16 protein-coding genes are annotated in these 15724 nt (G+C 72.7%); 2 read left to right on the top strand and 14 right to left on the bottom strand.

Features of this window, described 5'->3' with window-relative positions; all coding sequences use genetic code 11:
• The first annotated feature begins 1 nt into the window (after position 1).
• On the top strand, positions 2-1060 hold the full coding sequence (locus ACFYXS_RS08625; RefSeq protein ID WP_389245329.1) for a methyltransferase: 1059 nt from the start codon (positions 2-4) through the stop codon (positions 1058-1060).
• Between the two features lie 7 nt (positions 1061-1067).
• Here the strand turns inward: ACFYXS_RS08625 and ACFYXS_RS08620 are convergent, their stop codons facing one another.
• The 10 genes from ACFYXS_RS08620 to ACFYXS_RS08575 form a co-directional block, all read right to left on the bottom strand.
• Positions 1068-2414: an acetyl/propionyl/methylcrotonyl-CoA carboxylase subunit alpha gene (locus ACFYXS_RS08620; RefSeq protein WP_389245327.1), complete on the bottom strand. Its 1347-nt coding sequence runs from the start codon at positions 2412-2414 to the stop codon at positions 1068-1070.
• 5 nt (positions 2415-2419) lie between these two features.
• Positions 2420-3058 carry an acetyl-CoA carboxylase biotin carboxyl carrier protein gene (locus ACFYXS_RS08615; RefSeq protein ID WP_389245325.1) on the bottom strand — a complete coding sequence of 213 codons (639 nt, stop codon included), beginning with the start codon at positions 3056-3058 and terminating at the stop codon, positions 2420-2422.
• A 29-nt stretch (positions 3059-3087) separates the two neighbouring features.
• Entirely contained in the window at positions 3088-4788 is a 1701-nt protein-coding gene (gene accA / locus ACFYXS_RS08610; RefSeq protein ID WP_389245323.1) for a carboxyltransferase subunit alpha, read from the bottom strand.
• 1 nt (position 4789) lies between these two features.
• Positions 4790-5122, bottom strand: a complete 333-nt coding sequence (locus tag ACFYXS_RS08605; protein WP_319659881.1) for a TcmI family type II polyketide cyclase — start codon at positions 5120-5122, stop codon at positions 4790-4792.
• Positions 5119-5586 carry an SRPBCC family protein gene (locus ACFYXS_RS08600; protein ID WP_389245321.1) on the bottom strand — a complete coding sequence of 156 codons (468 nt, stop codon included), beginning with the start codon at positions 5584-5586 and terminating at the stop codon, positions 5119-5121. The genes ACFYXS_RS08605 and ACFYXS_RS08600 overlap by 4 nt, the downstream gene beginning before the upstream one ends.
• A 3-nt stretch (positions 5587-5589) precedes the next feature.
• On the bottom strand, positions 5590-5847 hold the full coding sequence (locus ACFYXS_RS08595; RefSeq protein WP_389245319.1) for an acyl carrier protein: 258 nt from the start codon (positions 5845-5847) through the stop codon (positions 5590-5592).
• Between the two features lie 32 nt (positions 5848-5879).
• Positions 5880-7100: a ketosynthase chain-length factor gene (locus ACFYXS_RS08590; RefSeq protein ID WP_389245317.1), complete on the bottom strand. Its 1221-nt coding sequence runs from the start codon at positions 7098-7100 to the stop codon at positions 5880-5882.
• Entirely contained in the window at positions 7097-8365 is a 1269-nt protein-coding gene (locus ACFYXS_RS08585; protein ID WP_389245315.1) for a beta-ketoacyl-[acyl-carrier-protein] synthase family protein, read from the bottom strand. The genes ACFYXS_RS08590 and ACFYXS_RS08585 overlap by 4 nt, the downstream gene beginning before the upstream one ends.
• Complete coding sequence (locus tag ACFYXS_RS08580; RefSeq protein WP_389245313.1) at positions 8362-8856, bottom strand: cupin domain-containing protein; 495 nt, start codon at positions 8854-8856, stop codon at positions 8362-8364. Before ACFYXS_RS08580 ends, ACFYXS_RS08585 begins: the two co-directional genes overlap by 4 nt.
• Before the next feature lie 85 nt (positions 8857-8941).
• Positions 8942-10054 carry a SchA/CurD-like domain-containing protein gene (locus ACFYXS_RS08575; protein ID WP_389245311.1) on the bottom strand — a complete coding sequence of 371 codons (1113 nt, stop codon included), beginning with the start codon at positions 10052-10054 and terminating at the stop codon, positions 8942-8944.
• A gap of 139 nt (positions 10055-10193) precedes the next feature.
• Between ACFYXS_RS08575 and ACFYXS_RS08570 the strand changes: the two genes are divergently transcribed.
• On the top strand, positions 10194-11843 hold the full coding sequence (locus ACFYXS_RS08570; RefSeq protein WP_389245309.1) for an FAD-dependent oxidoreductase: 1650 nt from the start codon (positions 10194-10196) through the stop codon (positions 11841-11843).
• Positions 11844-11960: 117 nt separating this feature from the next.
• Here ACFYXS_RS08570 and ACFYXS_RS08565 read toward each other — a convergent pair whose 3' ends face one another.
• The 4 genes from ACFYXS_RS08565 to ACFYXS_RS08550 all read right to left on the bottom strand — a co-directional run bounded on the left by ACFYXS_RS08565 (position 11961) and on the right by ACFYXS_RS08550 (position 15715).
• Positions 11961-12635 carry a hypothetical protein gene (locus ACFYXS_RS08565; RefSeq protein ID WP_389245307.1) on the bottom strand — a complete coding sequence of 225 codons (675 nt, stop codon included), beginning with the start codon at positions 12633-12635 and terminating at the stop codon, positions 11961-11963.
• Positions 12636-12947: 312 nt separating this feature from the next.
• On the bottom strand, positions 12948-13442 hold the full coding sequence (locus tag ACFYXS_RS08560) for an ATP-binding protein (RefSeq protein WP_389245305.1): 495 nt from the start codon (positions 13440-13442) through the stop codon (positions 12948-12950).
• Between the two features lie 254 nt (positions 13443-13696).
• On the bottom strand, positions 13697-14464 hold the full coding sequence (locus ACFYXS_RS08555) for an enoyl-CoA hydratase/isomerase family protein (protein WP_389245303.1): 768 nt from the start codon (positions 14462-14464) through the stop codon (positions 13697-13699).
• A 66-nt stretch (positions 14465-14530) separates the two neighbouring features.
• A complete protein-coding gene (locus ACFYXS_RS08550) occupies positions 14531-15715 on the bottom strand; it encodes an Ig-like domain-containing protein (protein ID WP_389245825.1) in 1185 nt (394 codons plus the stop codon).
• Positions 15716-15724 lie beyond the last annotated feature (9 nt).

The following is a 15724-nucleotide window of genomic DNA, read 5'->3' as shown; positions in this document are numbered from 1 at the left end:
GATGAGCCTGACCGAGACCACCCCCTCCGACACCACCGGCGCCGCCTCCGCGCAGGGCGCGATGCGCCTGCGCGAGCTCGTCTTCGGCGCGGCCTGCGCCGCCGCCGTCCGGGCCGCGGCGCGGCTCGGCGTCGCCGACGCGCTCGGCGACCAGCCGGCGACCTGCGACGAGCTCGCGGCGGCCGTGGGCGCGGAGCCGCGCCCGCTGCGCCGGCTGCTGCGCGCGCTGTCCTCCTACGGTGTCTTCCTGGAGCAGCCCGACGGCCGCTTCGCGCACACCGACATGTCGCGGATGCTGCGCAAGGACACCCCCAACAGCCTGCACTACATCGCCCTGTGGTGCACCGAGCCGTGGACGTGGGAGGCCTGGCCGCGGCTCGACGAGGCCGTGCGGCACGGCCGCAACATCTTCCCCGACATCTACGGCAAGGAGTTCTTCGACTACCTGCACGACGACGCGCAGGACAGCGCCAAGGTCTTCGACCGGGCCATGACGCACTCCAGCCGCCAGTCCGCGCAGGACATCGCCGAACTGCTGGACCTGACCGGCATCTCCTCGGTCGCCGACATCGGCGGCGGCCAGGGCCACGTGCTGGCCGCGCTGCTGGAGAAGCACCCCGAGGTGCACGGTTCGCTGCTCGACCTGCCGAAGGTCGTCGCCGGCGCCGACCCGCGGCTGCGTGAGGGCGGCGAACTGGCCTCCCGCGCACGGCTGCTGCCGGGCGACTGCCGGGTGGAGATCCCGGTGACCGCCGACATGTACATCATCAAGAACATCCTGGAGTGGGACGACGAGAGCACCCGCCGCACGCTGCGCAACGTCGTGGCGGCGGGCCACCCGGGCGCGCGGGTGGTCGTCATCGAGAACCTGGTGGACGACACGACGTCCATGCGGTTCACCACCGCGATGGACCTGATGCTGCTGATGAACGTCGGCGGTCAGAAGCACACCCGGGACAGCCTGACCGGGCTGATGACCGAGGCGGGCCTCGCCGTCGGCGAGGTCACCCCGGTCAACCCCTTCCTGCACGCCATCCACAGCACCATCGGGCGGGTGTGAGTCCGGCTCAGCCGGTCATCTCCCGCACCAGCGACGTCGTGTGACGGCCCGCCCGGAACTCCGGGCGGGCCAGTACCGTGCGCAGGAAGCCCGCCGTGGTGCACACGCCCTCGCCGCGCACCCGCAGCTCCTCCAGCACGCGGTCCATCCGGGCCAGCGCCCGCTCCCGGTCCGGTGCCCAGACCACGGCCTTGGCCAGCAGCGAGTCGTAGTCCGGGCCGATCCGCCAGCCCGGGTAGGCGTGGGTGTCCACCCGGACGAAGGGGCCGCCGGGCGGCACGAACTCGGTGAGCAGCCCCGGGGTGGGGGCGAAGTCGCGGGCGGGGTCCTCGGCGTTGACGCGGCACTCCACGGCCACCCCGCGCGCCACGACGTCCTCCTGGCGCAGCGTCAGTGGATGCCCCGCGGCGATCAGCAGCTGCTCGCGGACCAGGTCGACGCCGGTGACCATCTCGGTGACCGGGTGCTCCACCTGAAGACGGCAGTTGACCTCCATCAGGTAGAAGTCGCGCTCCGGGGTGAGGACGAACTCGAAGGTGCCGACGCCCTCGTAGCCGACCGCCATCGCGCCGCGCACGGCGGCGTCGCACATCGCGCCGCGCAGCCGGGCCGGCAGGTCGGGGGCGGGGGTCTCCTCGACGAGCTTCTGGTGGTGGCGCTGGACGGAGCAGTCGCGCTCCCCCAGGTGCACCACCGCGCCGTGCCGATCGCACACGACCTGCACCTCGACATGGCGGGCCCCGTCGATGTACCGCTCCAGGTAGAGCCGGTCGTCGCCGAAGACGGCGCGGGCGTGCGCCCGGGTCTCGCGGAAGGCGTCCAGCAGCCGGTCCGGTTCGGTGACGACGGCCATGCCCCGGCCGCCGCCGCCCGCGACGGCCTTGAGGATCACGGGGTAGCCGGCCTGCTGCGCGGCCTCCTTGGCCTCGGCGGGACCGTCCAGCGGTCCGGGACTGCCGGGCAGCACGGGCAGGCCCGCCTCCGCCATCAGGGCGCGGCAGGCCGCCTTGTCGCCGAGCCGGGCGAGCACCCGCGGCGAGGGGCCGATGAACGTCAGCCCGTTGGCCTCGCAGATCTCCGCGAAGTCCGGGTCCTCGGACAGGAAGCCGTACCCCGGGTGGATCGCCTGCGCCCCGGTGCGGCGGGCCGCCTCGATCACGGCGGGGATGTTGAGGTAGCTGGCCCGCGCGGGGGGCGGCCCGATGTGCACGGCCTCGTCGGCGAACCGGACGACGGCCGATTCCCGGTCCGCGGTGGAGTACACCGCGACGGTGCGCAGGCCGAGTTCGCGGCAGGCGCGGGCGACGCGCAGCGCGACCTCGCCGCGGTTGGCCACCAGTACGGTGGAGAACACGGCGTTCACTCCCCTCCGGGGTCCGGTGCGTGCGCGGCCGCTGCCGCCGCCGGCTCCACGGCGATCAGCCGCTGGTCGAACTCCACGGGCTGGGCGTCCCCCACGACGATCTCCACGACCCGCCCCGCGACGTCCGACTCGATCGTGCTCATCATCTTCATGACCTCCAGGACGCCCACCGGCTGACCGGGGCCGACCAGGTCGCCGACGCGGACGTAGGGGGCGGCCCCGGGTTCCTGCGCGCGGTAGAAGGTGCCCACGGTCGGGGCGCAGACATAGTGCGGGGTCCCGGACGGCGGCTCGTCGTGCTCCGGCCCGGCCTCGCCGGGCTGCGCCCCGGCGGCTTCCGGGTGGTCCGGGGTGTCCCGCGACGCGTCCTCCCGGGTGATCCGCGGCGCCGGGCCGGCGGCCTCGGTCCTCTCGTGCTCCCGGGGTTCCGGCCACTCGATCTCGACCGAGGTCTGGCCGTGCCGCAGCCGGATGCGCCGTGGCGGGGTCGGGACCGAGCCGGCCAGTTCGGTCGCGCTGCGGCACACGGCGTCGAGCACCGGGTGCGCCGGTTGCGCGGTGGGGGCCGACCCGTTCAGGTTCCTGCCCACCCCGGCGGCGTGGCCGGGCAACTTGTTGTCGCCGTGGAGCGTCATGGTGCTGCCTCCTCCTCCAGTGGTCCGAATCAAGGGAACTGAGGGAACTGAGGGAACTGGTGAAACTGGTGGAACTGGTGGAACTGGTGGAAACGGTCGCGGCGTTCGGCCAGCAGTCGCTCGGGCTCCCGGGTGCGCAGTTCGTCCAGGGCGGCCGAGAGCGCGCCGCCGACGTAGGCCGCCGCGGCCGCGTGGTCGCGATGGGCACCGTCCGGCGGCTCGGGGACCACGCCGTCGACGATGCGGAGTCGCAGCAGGTCGCGGGCGTGCAGCCGCAGCGCGGCCGCGGCGAGGGGCGCGGCCTGCGTGTCCTTCCACAGGATCGCCGCGCAGCCCTCGGGGCTGATGACGGAGTAGATGCCGTTGGCGCTGACCAGCACCCGGTCGGCGACGGCCAGCGCGAGGGCGCCGCCGCTGCCGCCCTCGCCCGTGATGACCGCGACCACGGGCACCGGCAGCCGGGACATCAGCCGCAGGTTCTCGGCGATGGCGAGCGCCTGACCGCCGCTCTCGGCATCCGGCCCGGGGTCGGCGCCCGGAGTGTCGATCAGGGTGATCACGGGCAGTTCGAGCTTCGCCGCGGTGCGCATCAGGCGGGCGGCCTTGCGGTGGCCGGCCGGTCCGGCCATGCCGAAGTGCCGCCGGCGGCGGCCGTCGAGCGTGGGCCCGCCCTTGTGGTGGCCGATCAGCATGACCGGTTGTCCGTCGAGCACACCGGGCCCGCCCATCACGGCCGGGCAGTCCGCGCCGAGCCGGTCGCCGTGCAGTTCGTGGAAGTCCTCCAGCAGGTGCGCCGCGTAGTCGGCGACGGTCGGCCGTCGCGGGTGGCGGGCCAGCCGCACGGCCTCCCACGCGTCGCGCTCGGGCAGGGCCTCCACGTCGCGGACGACGGGGGCGGGGGCCCGGGGAGCCGCGGGGGGCCGCCGGGCGCCGGGGCGCGGGCCCAGCAGCCGGGACAGCGCGCCGCGCAGTGCGGCACGCGGCACGACGTCGTCGACGAGACCGTGGGCGAGCAGGAACTCGGCGGTCTGGAAGCCCTCGGGCAACTGCCGGCCGGTCGTCTGCTGCACGACCCGCGGTCCGGCGAACCCGAGGCGGGCGCCGGGTTCGGCGAGGATGACGTCGGCGAGCGTGGCGTACGAGGCGGCGACGCCGCCGTAGGTCGGGTCGGTGACCACGGACAGCACCAGGACACCGGCCTCGTCGAGTTCGGCGAGGACCTGCGCGGTCGCCGCCATCTGCATCAGCGACAGCGCGCCCTCCTGCATCCGGGCCCCGCCCGAGGCGGTGACCAGCAGCAGGGGGACGCGATGGCGCAGGCTGGTGCGGGCGGCCAGGGTGATCCGGGCGCCCACGCCGGGGCCCAGACTGCCGCCCAGGAAGCGGAAGTCCATGACGGCGGCGACCACCGGCCGGCCGCCGATGGTGCCGCGTACGCAGACCACGGCCTCGTCCAGGCCGGTGGTCTCCCGGGCGTCCCGCAACCGCTGCGCGTAGGGCCGGGTGTCGGTGAAGTCCAGGGGGTCGTGCGCAGGCGGCCGCTCGCCACCCTCGGGGACGAGCGGCGCCTGCGAGCACGGGTCCAGCAGCTGGTCCAGCCGCTGCCGGGCGGTGAGCCGGCCGTGCGCGCCGCATTCGGGGCAGACGCGCAGCGTGCGGGTGTAGCGCTTGGCGTACACGAGCGCCTCGCAGCGTTCGCAGCGCACCCACTCCGGCTCGGTGGTGGCCATGTCAGCCGCTCCGCTCCCAGCGGTAGAACTCCCGGGCCATGGCGTCCTTGGGCTCACGCCAGGTCTCGGGGTTGTACGGCAGCACGAAGGACGACAGCCGCTCGCTGATGTCGCGGAAGGCGGGGTGGTCCTTGTGCCGTGCGACCTCCGGGCCGGGCGGCCGGTCGGCCTCGACCAGGTGCAGGTAGACGTCGCCGAACTGGAAGAGGCTGCGGCCGGTGACCCCGATCAGACCGGGCAGCTCGCCCCGGTCCGAGTCGGCGAAGACCCCGGCGACCTGGTCCTCGGCGCCCGGCTTGATCCGGGCCACGATGAGCGTGCGATAGGTGCTCATGCGCGCCCCTCGCCGTCCTTGTGGCGCTTGACGACGCGCTCGCGGATCAGCTCCAGCTGCACCTTGGAGTTCTCGTTGATGCGGTTGGTCATCGCCTCGTCGTCCAGCGGCGCGCCGGGCTTCATGGAGAAGTCCTGGACCCAGCGCATCCGGACGCCCCCGGGGGTGTCCTGGTACGACCAGTGGATGTCCATGTACTGGAACGGACCGGTCTCGACCCGGTGCGCGCGGACCGTGCGCGAGGCGCGGTCCGCGGTGCGCTCGGAGACCCAGCTCCAGACCTGCCCGTTCTCGTCGGGGTGCATCGTCAGACGGAAGACGACCCGGTCGCCGTCGCGCTCGACGATCTCCGCCGAGGCGTACTCGCTGAAGAGCTCCGGCCAGTTCTCCACGTCGTTGGTGATGTCCCAGACGAGGTCGAGCGGGGCGGGGATGGTGATCTCGTTCTCGGTGTGCCCGGGCATGAATCAGACTCCTGCCTTGAGTGAGTTGTTGACGACGTCAATGAAGGCGCCGGGGGTCTTGCACGCATCGGCGTCGCCGGCGATCGAGGCACCCCGGTCGTTCTCCAGGGCGCCGACGATTCCCAGCAGGCCGAGCGAGTCCAGGCCGTACTCGGCGAAGGGCGTGTCGGGGTGACCGGCCAGCATGGTCGGTTCCACGGTGATGCCCGCGCTGGACTTCATCAGAGCGGCGAGTTCGCCGTACGTGAGTTCCTTGGACATGAAGCGCTCTCCTTGGATGGACGGGACGGGCCTCAAACCCGCACCACGAGGGCCGAGTTGGAGCCCATGAGGCCGCGGCTGAGGACCAGCGCGGTGCGCAGGTCCGCCGGGCGGGGCCGGCCGATGACCAGATCGAGGTCGTGGCAGATGTCGGTGACGTTGGGGGTCGGGGGGACCACCCCGTGCCGCAGGGCGAGCACGGCGGCGGCCACGTCGAGCACCGGGGCGCCGCAATAGGCGCGGCCGGTGCCGGTCTTGGGGGCGGTGACGGGGACGCGGGCGGCCCACGGCCCCAGGGCGTCGCCGAGCGCCAGCACCTCGGCCCGGTCGGCCTCGACGGTGCCGAGCGCGTCGGCGAAGACGACGTCGATGTCCTCGGGCGCGCACTGGGCTTCGGCGAGGGCGTCGCGGATCGCCCTGGCCAGGCCCTCGCGGGACCTCTCCCACTGGGAGGCCCCGGTGAAGGTGGCACCGTGCCCGGCGATGACGGCCCGCGTCTCGGCGCCGCGGCGGGCCGCGTGCTCGGCGTCCTCGACGACGAGCATGGCGCCGCCCTCGGCGGGGGCGAAGCCGCGGGCCCGGTCGGTGAAGGGCAGGTAGGCCCGGTCGGCTTCGGTCTCCAGGCTCAGTTCCCGGTAACCGAGCTGGCACACGCCCGAGTACGGCGCCAGCGGCGCCTCGGCGGCACCGACGACGACGGCCCGGGTGCCGGTGCCGCGGGTGATGTTGCGGCAGGCGTGCGCGATGGCGTCCAGGCCGCCGGCCTCGTCGCTGGCGACGACGCCGCAGGGGCCCTTGAATCCGCCGCGGATGGAGATCTGGCCCGTGCTCGCCGCGTAGAACCACGCGATGGACTGGTAGGGGCCGACGAAGTTCGGTCCCTGTCCCCACAGGTGCTGCAGTTCGCGCTGGCCGAACTCGCCGCCGCCGGAGCAGGCCGCGGTCACCACACCGATGTCGAAGGGGGCGTTCTCGTCCGGGCGCAGGCCGGAGTCGGCCACCGCCTGGTCCGCCGCCGCCATCGCGAAGTGGGTGAACCGGTCGGTCTGGACGGTGTAGCGCTCCTCGACGACCGCGGAGACGTCGAAGCCGCGCACCTCTCCTGCCACGCGCAGCGGGAGGTCCTGGCAGCCCTCGCGGGTGACCGAGTCGAGGACGGCGACGCCCTCCTGGGTCGCCTTCCAGAAGGCGTCGGCACCGATACCGTTCGGCGCGACCACGCCTATGCCGGTGACCACCGCTTGCGTTCTCATCGCTGGCTCCCGTCCGGTCGGTTGAGGACCACCGCGGACTGGAAGCCGCCGAACCCGCTGCCGACGGACAGCACGGTGCGCAGCTTGAGCTCGCGGGCGGTGCGCGGGACGTAGTCCAGGTCGCACTCGGGGTCCGGGGTCTCGTAGTTGGCCGTCGGCGGGACCACGCCGTGGGCGAGGGCGAGGGTGCAGGCGGCGAGTTCGATCGCGCCGATGGCACCGAGGGAGTGGCCCACCATGGACTTGATGGAGCTCATGGGCGTGGAGTAGGCGTGCTCGCCGAGCGAGCGCTTGACCGCGGCGGTCTCGTGGCGGTCGTTCTGCTTGGTGCCGGAGCCGTGGGCGTTGACGTAGTCCACGTCCCGGGGGTCGAGCCGCGCGTGGTCCAGGGCGCGGTCGATGGCCTCGGACATCTCCAGGCCCTCGGTGGTGAGACCGGTCATGTGGTAGGCGTTGCCGTAGGTGGCGTAGCCGCCGATCTCGCAGTAGATGCGGGCCCCGCGGGCCCGGGCGTGCTCCAGGTCCTCCAGGATGAGGACGGCGCCGCCCTCGCCCATGACGAAGCCGTCGCGGCGGGCGTCGAAGGGCCGGGAGGCGTGGGCCGGGTCGTCGTTGTTGGGCGAGGTGGCCTTGATGGCGTCGAAGCAGGCCACCGTGATCGGGGATATCGGGGAGTCCGAGGCGCCGGCGATGACGATGTCGGCGCGTCCCTCCTCGATGGTGTGGAAGGCGTAGCCGACCGCGTCCAGGCCCGAGGTGCAGCCGGTGGAGACGGTCTGCACGGGCCCGCGGGCGCCGTGCCGCTCGGCTATCTCGGAGGCGAGCGCGCTGGGTGCGAACGCCCGGTGGAGGTGCGCGCCGGCCTTGGTGTGGTCGACGTCCCAGCGGGCGCCGGAGGCGCTGACGCGTATGTAGTCGTGTTCGAGCCGGGTGGTGCCGCCGACGGCGGTGCCGAGCGACACCCCGACGCGCCACGGGTCCTCGTCGTCCAGGTCCAGTCCGGAGTCGCGCAGCGCCTCGGCGGCCGCGACGAGCGCGAACTGGACGTACCGGTCGGCGCGTTCGGTGTCCTTGGGACTCAGGCCGCAGGCCGCGGGGTCGAAGTCGACCTCGGCGGCTATGCGGGACCGGAAACCCGTCGCGTCGAAGAGCGTGATCCCGCGGGTCGCCGTACGGCCGGCGGTGAGAAGCTCCCAGAACGCGGGGACCCCGACACCGCCGGGGGCGACGACACCTGCCCCGGTGACCGCCACCCGGCGGGTCATGACGCCGGGCCCTGGTGGGTATCGGACCCGTGCGCGGCCGCGGTGGACGACCCGGTGGACCCGGTCGGCTCGGTGGCCTCCGTGTCGACGTGGCCGAGTTCGGGGCGCGGGGCGAGCGGGCCGAGGTGGAAGACGAGCCGGGCCTCGGTGCTGCCGACGTTGCGGAACCGGTGCCGGACGTACGGGGGGATCATCAGGCCCTGCTCGGGCCGGAGCGGGCACGGCACCCCGTCGAGGTCGACCTCCAGGGAGCCGCACTCCACGTACACGAACTCCTCGGAGTACGGGTGGTAGTGCTCGCCGATCCGCTCGCCGGGCTGCACGAGCGCCACGCCCATGAAACCGCTCGTGGCGCCGACCGCGGTCGGGGTGAGCATCGCCCGCAGGTCGCCGCCGCGGCGGCGGTTGGGCGCGGTGTCGCCGAGATTCACGATCGTCGGGGTGAACGGAACGTCCCGGTTGCTCCGGTCGTTCGTCAGCAGGTCATCCATGCTTCTCTCCTCCGGCCGGGCCGGCCCCGGGCGTACCCGGGGCCGGCCGGTACCTGCCGGTTGCGATGGCGGGTGTGGGGGTGGGTCAGGACGCGGGTGCGTTCACGGGGGCTCGCCGGTCGGTGAGCATCCGCATGTCGCACTCGTTGAGGAAGCGCTTGAGGCCCAGGTCGCTCGAGACGTCCAGGTCCGGACCGACGTCCAGCAGCCGGGCGAGCACGCTCGCCTTGTGCCGGCCGGCGGCCCCGACCGCGATCAGGGGCGCCTCCTCGACCGGCATCCGCAGGTCGATCAGTCGGACGACGATGTCCTCGCGCAGGTAGACCGTGCTGCGCGCGAGCGGGCCCTTCGGGTCCTCCACCGCCTGTTCGTCCTGCGCGGCCAGCATCTTGGCCACGGAGGGCCCGCAGCCGTCCTTGGCGGGGTAGAACAGGGCGTGCCGGCTCAGGGTCTCCGGCCGGTCAGCGCCCTTGGCGACGTGGTGCACGGCCGGCAGTGCCGCGCGGGCGAAGAACTCCCGTGCGGAACTGGGGTCGCTGAGGTCGCGGTGTGCCTCGAGGTAGGGGTTGATGGCCTCCTCGACCTCCTGCACCTCCGGCTGCCGCGCCACGTGGCGCAGCGCCCGGATCAGGTCGCCCTCCACCTCCACCGCTCGCACGACACGGTTGCCGTGCATGAACAGCGAGGTGCGGTGCAGCCGCGTGGTCTCGTCGACCTGCGCCTGCGGTGAGGTGTAGCCGGACAGGATGTCGGCGACCGTCGCCTCACTGCCGGGCTTCACGGTGAAGGTGATGGCGTGGCGGTTCAGCCCGTCGCCGACCCTCGGCACGGACTGCAGGAGACCCGGCTCGTACGAGGTACGGGTCTCCCGCAGCACGCCGAAGCGCAGCGAGCGGGTGTCCTTCACGCAGCCGTGCATCGGCTGCACCATCTCCAGATGGGTCGGGCTGTCCACCCAGGCCAGGAAGTGCAGCGCACTGTCCCACTCACTGGTGATCAGCCATTGCGAGGGATTCTCGATGGACTGGCAAAGCTGGTCGCTGACGTGCCCGGGCACGGCGGCGACATGGCGGCACATTTGGTCATACGCGTCAAGAAACCGCTGCTCGGCACCGTCCTCGACATCCAGCATGAGGACGACGCGCAGGCGAGTGCCATCGAGCGCGGACTGCGAGACCTTTTCGGCCAGGGGTGTCATATTCCACCTCTTTCGAGAGCGAGCAACCCCGAGGTCCGTCGTCCATTGATCGTGCTGTGGTGGCCCAACCGGTGCGAGATATGTGATCCGATTGGGTGATGGGCGCAAATACGCTCCGTTATCGGGCATCAAGGGAGCTATGACTCCACAGGCCGAAGACCGGGTCCCGGTCCTCATCGTGGGGGGCTCCCTCGTCGGGCTCTCCACCTCAGTCTTCCTGGGCCGGCTCGGCGTCCGGCACCTCCTCGTCGAGAAGCACCCGGGAACGTCCATCCACCCCCGCGGCCGCGGCAACAACCTGCGGACCATGGAGGTGTTCCGCACGGCGGGCGCCGAGCAGTTGATCCGGCGGGCCGCCTCCGTACTCGCCGACAACCACGGCATCCTCCAGGCCGAGTCGCTGACCTCGGCCGACGCCGAGTGGCTCTTCCGGAACATCGACCCGGGCGGCCGGCTCGCCGGGATCAGCCCCAGCGGCTGGTGCCTGTGCAGCCAGAACGACCTGGAGCCGGTGCTGCTGAAGTACGCCCGCGACCTGGGCGGCGACCTGGCCTTCAGCACCGAGATGCTCTCCTTCGAGCAGTCCGCCGACGGTGACGGCGCCGGCGTCACCGCCGAGCTGCTGGACCGGGAGACCGGCGCGCGCCGCACGGTGCGGGCGGACTACCTGGTCGCCGCCGACGGCCCGCGCAGCCCCGTGCGCGAGCGGCTGGGGATCGGCCACAGCGGCCGGGGCGACCTGTTCGCCAACATCAGCGCCACGTTCCGGGCCAAGCGCCTGGCCGAGGCCGTCGGCGACCGGTACTTCATCGCCTGCTACCTGACCAACCCCGAGGCCGACGGGGTCCTGCTGCCCGTCGACAACCAGGAGAACTGGGTCTTCCACGCCCCCTGGCACCCCGAACACGGCGAGAAGATCGAGGACTTCACCGACCAGCGGCTCATCGCCCACATCCGCACCGCGGTGGGCGTGCCGGACCTGGAGATCGAGATCACCGGCCGCGCCCCCTGGCGGGCCGCCGAGCGCGTCGCCGACTCCTACGGCCGCGGCCGGGTGCTGCTCGCCGGCGACTCCGCCCACGAGATGTCCCCGACCGGCGCCTTCGGCTCCAACACCGGCATCCAGGACGCCCACAACCTGGCCTGGAAGCTCGCGGCGGTCGTCGGCGGCTGGGCCGGGCCCGGGCTGCTGGAGACCTACGAGGCGGAGCGCCGCCCGGTCGCGGTGGCGACCAGCGAGCGGGCCTCGGCCCGTTCCGCCGAGCACGCCCACCCCGGGTACGCCCCGCCGGCGGGCGGCGGCCCGCAGAAGGGCGTGCTCGTGGTCGCCCTCGGCTACCGCTACCCCGAGGGCGCCTTCCTCGGCGGCGACCCCGGCCGCTCGGTCGTCCCGGAGGACTTCCGCCCGGTCGCCGAGCCCGGCGGGCGCGCCCCGCACCTGTGGGCGACGGCGCCGGACGGCGAGCGCCGCTCGACGCTGGACCTCTACGAGCGCTCCATGGTGCTGCTCTGCGGCGACGGCGCCGAGGGCCGGGCGTGGCACGAGGCCGCCCGCACGGCCGGCGCGCGCCTCGGTGTGCCGCTGGCCGCGTACCGCCTGGGTGACTCCGCCGAGGCCGACCTGACCCCGGAGGGCGACACGGACTGGGCCGCCCTGCACGGCGTGTCGCCGCGCGGCGCGGTCATGGTCCGCCCGGACGGCTTCGTCGCGTGGCGCGCCGAGGACGCGGTGGACGATCCCGAGGCCACCGTGGCCGGGGTGCTGACGACGGTGCTGCGGCGCGGCTGACCGTCCGCCGGACAAGGGCCCCGTGGGGGCCGGAACCCCTGTGGTCCCGGCCCCCGACGGGGCCCGCGTTCTTCCCGGGCGGGACGACCGGCCGCGGCTGGTCACCGCGCCCGCGCGTCAGCCTGTCGACGGCGCCGTGGTCCCGGCCGGGACGCCCGGTTCGGGCACCCCGGTCCAGGCGGGGGCGGGCCAGCCGCGCCAGGGGGCGTAGTCGGGGTTGAACACGCACCGGGCGGTGGCCTCGGTCCGGGTCGCGGGGTCCACCGGGCAGGCCTTGACGACGAACTGCCGCGCGATGCCGCCGGGGAAGGCGACGCTCGTCTGCGGCGCGCGCACCGCGCGGGTGCCGATGGTGGCGTTGACGTCGATGCCGCCGGGGGCGTCGATCCAGTAGTGGTAGGCCGCGTCCTGCCGGCGGTAGGCCTCCCGGTCGTACGTCGCGGCCACGTAGGGCGCGGGCTGGTCGCGCTGGGCGTAGGACCGCAGGTCGTACTGGCCGTGGGTGTCGGCCGGGCGCAGGCCCTCCGTGAAGACGACCGCGGGCGGCCGGTCGTCGGACCGGTACAGGGCACGGCAGTTGGCGCGCCACGTGGGCTCGTCCGGGCGCATCCTGGCGAGGTCCACGTCGGTCTCCGCCGCCGCGTAGAGACGGTCGGGGACGAGGGGGCACCACTCGGCCGCGTCGGCGAGCCCGGGGGCGACGGCGTCGGCGGTGGCGCACAGCGGGAGGGCGAGGGCGCCCAGCGGAAGCGCGGCGGCGCTCAGCCGGCGCAGCATACGCAGTGTGATCATATGCTCACGATCACCCCGGTCCGGCCCGGCGTCGGGGATGCTCACCCGTTCGTCGGCGTGTCCGCGCGGCGCGGCCCCTGACGCGGAGCCCCCGTACAAAAGAGGCCCCCTGCGCGCCGTTGTTCAGCGGAGTGGGGGCCTCTCATTCGTCATGGAACCAGGGGGTGTGATCCATGACGTCCTGGAACGACCGAGCCGGGTCAATGGGGTCGTTACGCACAACTATACGTCATTCCCCACCTCAGACCTCACGATGTGTGCGTGAGGTGGGCCACTGACCTTGCAAACGCAGGCGTGAAGTTCACTTTGTGTTCAACGGTCCATGACGCGCATTTCGAACCAGGTGGTCTTTCCGCGCGGCAGCAGATCCACGCCCCAGCGGTCGGCGAGCTTGTCCACCAGGAAGAGCCCGCGGCCGGAGATGTCCATCTCCCGCACCGGCATCAGACAGGGCAGCGCCCGGGAGGGGTCGCGCACCTCCACCCGGATCCAGCCGCGGCGGCGCAGCATGCGCAGGCCGAAGGTGCGGGCTCCGGTGTGCCGCACGGCGTTGCCGACGAGCTCGGAGACGAGTAACTCGACGACGTCGTTGAACTGCGGCAGGCCCCACAGCCGCAGCACCGAGAGCGCCAGCCGGCGTGCGGTGGCCGCGGACTCCGGGCGCGAGGTGAGCTGCACCTCGTCCTCGGACGGGTTCCCCACCAGATCGAGGGATGCCGCCAGTTCGTCGGCCGCCGCGGGCGGCCGTCCCGCAGCCGGGATCGTCACCCGTTGCGGCTGTTCCGATGCTCCCTGCTGCCCCGCCATGCCCTCATGATGACCGCCCCGAGCGGCGGTTCGGGGCGGATCGGGGGAATTGGCCGGGCGGAATGGGATGTTCCGAGTAGCCGTTTTGGCATATGTCAAGGGCAAAAATGGATCTCGCGCAATGCCCTTCACCTGCGGTGACCGCGTCCTGACGGCGGCCCGTCAACGCATCCGGCGCAGGTCGCCTTAAGGTCTGCTTAAGGTTGCCTTAAGGCGACCCGGCCGGTTCCGACGGTCACTCAACCGGGTGGGTCCTAACGGAACTTCGCCTTGCCGGGACCCTCCTCGACGAAGCTGCGCATGCCCGTCGTCCGGTCCTCGGTGGCGAACAGACCCGCGAAGAGGTTGCGTTCGATCGTCAGGCCGGTCTCCAGATCGGTCTCCAGGCCGGCGTCGACCGCCTCCTTCGCGGCGCGCAGCGCCAGCGCCGGGCCGCGCGCCAGACGCTCCGCCCAGGCGCGCGCCTCGGCGTACACCTGCCCGGCGGGGACCACCTTGTCCACCAGACCGATCGTCAGCGCCTCGTCCGCGGCCACCATGCGGCCGGTGAAGATGAGGTCCTTGGCCTTGGACGGCCCGACCAGCCGGGACAGCCGCTGGGTGCCACCGGCGCCCGGGATCAGGCCGAGCAGGATCTCCGGCTGCCCGAGCTTCGCGTTCTCCCCGGCGATCCGGATGTCGGCGCACAGGGCGAGTTCACACCCGCCGCCCAGCGCGTAACCCGTCACGGCGGCGACCACCGGCTTGGGGATCCGGGCCACCGCCGTGAAGGAGTCCTGCAACGCGCGGGCCCGCACGGCCATGGCCTCGTAGTCCATGGCCTGCATTTCCTTGATGTCCGCGCCCGCCGCGAACACCTTCTCGCCGCCCCAGACCACCACGGCGCGTACGTCGTCGCGCCGGGCCGCCTCCTCGGCGACCTCGCGGAGCCGGTCCTGCGTCGCGACGTCCAGCGCGTTCATCGGGGGGCGGTCCAGGCGAATGGTGCCGACACCCTCGTCGACCTCGAGATTGACTGTCATGGCCGACGAGGGTATCCGTGAACGCCCGTTTACGCTGCGACGTGCCTCACGGCACGGCGCCCGGTGTCAGGAGGCGGCGGTCCACTCGCTCCACGGCATGTTCCAGCCGTTGAGCCCGTTCCACCACTGCACCGTCTTGTCCTTGGAGTTCTTCACCTCGACGACGTCGCCGATCATCGAGTTGTCGTAGAACCAGCCCGACGGACTGCTGCTGCTGCCGCCGCGCACGTCCTGCAGACCGACGCAGCCGTGGCTGACGTTGGCGTTGCCGAAGGTGGAGGGGCTCGCCCAGTAGTTGCCGTGGACGAAGGTGCCCGAGGTGGTCAGGCGCTGGGCGTGCGGCACGTCCTTGATGTCGTACTCGCCGCCGAAGCCCACCGTGTCGCCGTTCATGCGGGTGACCGGGTAGCGCTCGGTGATGACCATCTTGCCGTTGTAGGTGGTCGTGCCCGGGCCGCCGGAAGTGATGGGCACGGTCTTCAGCAGCTTGCCGTCACGGTAGACCTTCATCGTGTGCTTCGCCGCGTCGACGATGCTGACCTGGCTGCGGCCCACCGTGTAGTGGACGTCCTTGGCCTGGGTGCCGTAGACGCCGTCCGCGCCCTCGACGCCGTTCAGCCGCAGGGACAGCGTGATCTTGGTGCCCTTCGCCCAGTACTTCTCCGGCCGGAAGTCGATGCGCTGGTTGCCGTACCAGTGGCCGGCGACCGGGACCGACGGGCTCGCGGTGACCGCGATGGCCTTCTCGACGGCCTTCTTGTCCTTGATGGCGCGGTTGAAGTTGAGGGAGACCTCCATGCCGGTGCCGATCGTCTGACCGTCCTCCGGGGTGAAGAAGCCGATGAAGGTGTCCTTCGGAGTGACCGTGGTGAAGCTCGCGTGCTTGGCGGACTCGCGTCCCGCGCTGTCCTTGGCTATCGCGTCCACCGTGTACTTCGTCGAGGCGCCCAGCGTCTCGGACGGCTCCCATCCGGTGCCGTCGGCGGATATCTCCCCGTCGACCGGGTCGCCCTTGGCCGTCTTCACCACGACCGAGGTCAACTTGCCCTTGCCGGCGGTGATCTTCAACGTGCCCGTGGTGGCCACGTCGTCCGCGCCGTCCTCCGGCGCGATCGTCACGACGGCCTGCGACTCGGTGGTGTCACTGGTGCCGCCGCCCGCCGACGCCGACGCCCCCGGCTTGGCCTTGTCGCCGCCGTCCTTGCTGTCCCCGCTCGCGCTGCCCCCGCAGGCGGTCACCAGCAGCAGCATCGCCCCCAT

This window comes from Streptomyces sp. NPDC002574 (assembly GCF_042889545.1).
Classification (GTDB): domain Bacteria; phylum Actinomycetota; class Actinomycetes; order Streptomycetales; family Streptomycetaceae; genus Actinacidiphila.
This window is presented reverse-complemented; position numbering and strand designations above follow the sequence as displayed.

Bases quoted from the DNA above. Each gene is read 5' to 3' on its own strand.
- ACFYXS_RS08580 (WP_389245313.1), bottom strand. From the start codon at position 8,856: ATGGATGACCTGCTGACGAACGACCGGAGCAACCGGGACGTTCCGTTC.
- ACFYXS_RS08555 (WP_389245303.1), bottom strand. From the start codon at position 14,464: ATGACAGTCAATCTCGAGGTCGACGAGGGTGTCGGCACCATTCGCCTG.
- accA (WP_389245323.1), bottom strand. From the start codon at position 4,788: ATGGCCACCACCGAGCCGGAGTGGGTGCGCTGCGAACGCTGCGAGGCG.
- ACFYXS_RS08605 (WP_319659881.1), bottom strand. From the start codon at position 5,122: ATGAGCACCTATCGCACGCTCATCGTGGCCCGGATCAAGCCGGGCGCC.
- ACFYXS_RS08615 (WP_389245325.1), bottom strand. From the start codon at position 3,058: ATGACGCTCCACGGCGACAACAAGTTGCCCGGCCACGCCGCCGGGGTG.
- ACFYXS_RS08550 (WP_389245825.1), bottom strand. From the start codon at position 15,715: ATGCTGCTGCTGGTGACCGCCTGCGGGGGCAGCGCGAGCGGGGACAGC.
- ACFYXS_RS08565 (WP_389245307.1), bottom strand. From the start codon at position 12,635: ATGATCACACTGCGTATGCTGCGCCGGCTGAGCGCCGCCGCGCTTCCG.
- ACFYXS_RS08560 (WP_389245305.1), bottom strand. From the start codon at position 13,442: ATGGCGGGGCAGCAGGGAGCATCGGAACAGCCGCAACGGGTGACGATC.
- ACFYXS_RS08590 (WP_389245317.1), bottom strand. From the start codon at position 7,100: ATGAGAACGCAAGCGGTGGTCACCGGCATAGGCGTGGTCGCGCCGAAC.
- ACFYXS_RS08600 (WP_389245321.1), bottom strand. From the start codon at position 5,586: ATGCCCGGGCACACCGAGAACGAGATCACCATCCCCGCCCCGCTCGAC.
- ACFYXS_RS08575 (WP_389245311.1), bottom strand. From the start codon at position 10,054: ATGACACCCCTGGCCGAAAAGGTCTCGCAGTCCGCGCTCGATGGCACT.
- ACFYXS_RS08585 (WP_389245315.1), bottom strand. From the start codon at position 8,365: ATGACCCGCCGGGTGGCGGTCACCGGGGCAGGTGTCGTCGCCCCCGGC.
- ACFYXS_RS08595 (WP_389245319.1), bottom strand. From the start codon at position 5,847: ATGTCCAAGGAACTCACGTACGGCGAACTCGCCGCTCTGATGAAGTCC.
- ACFYXS_RS08570 (WP_389245309.1), top strand. From the start codon at position 10,194: ATGACTCCACAGGCCGAAGACCGGGTCCCGGTCCTCATCGTGGGGGGC.
- ACFYXS_RS08625 (WP_389245329.1), top strand. From the start codon at position 2: ATGAGCCTGACCGAGACCACCCCCTCCGACACCACCGGCGCCGCCTCC.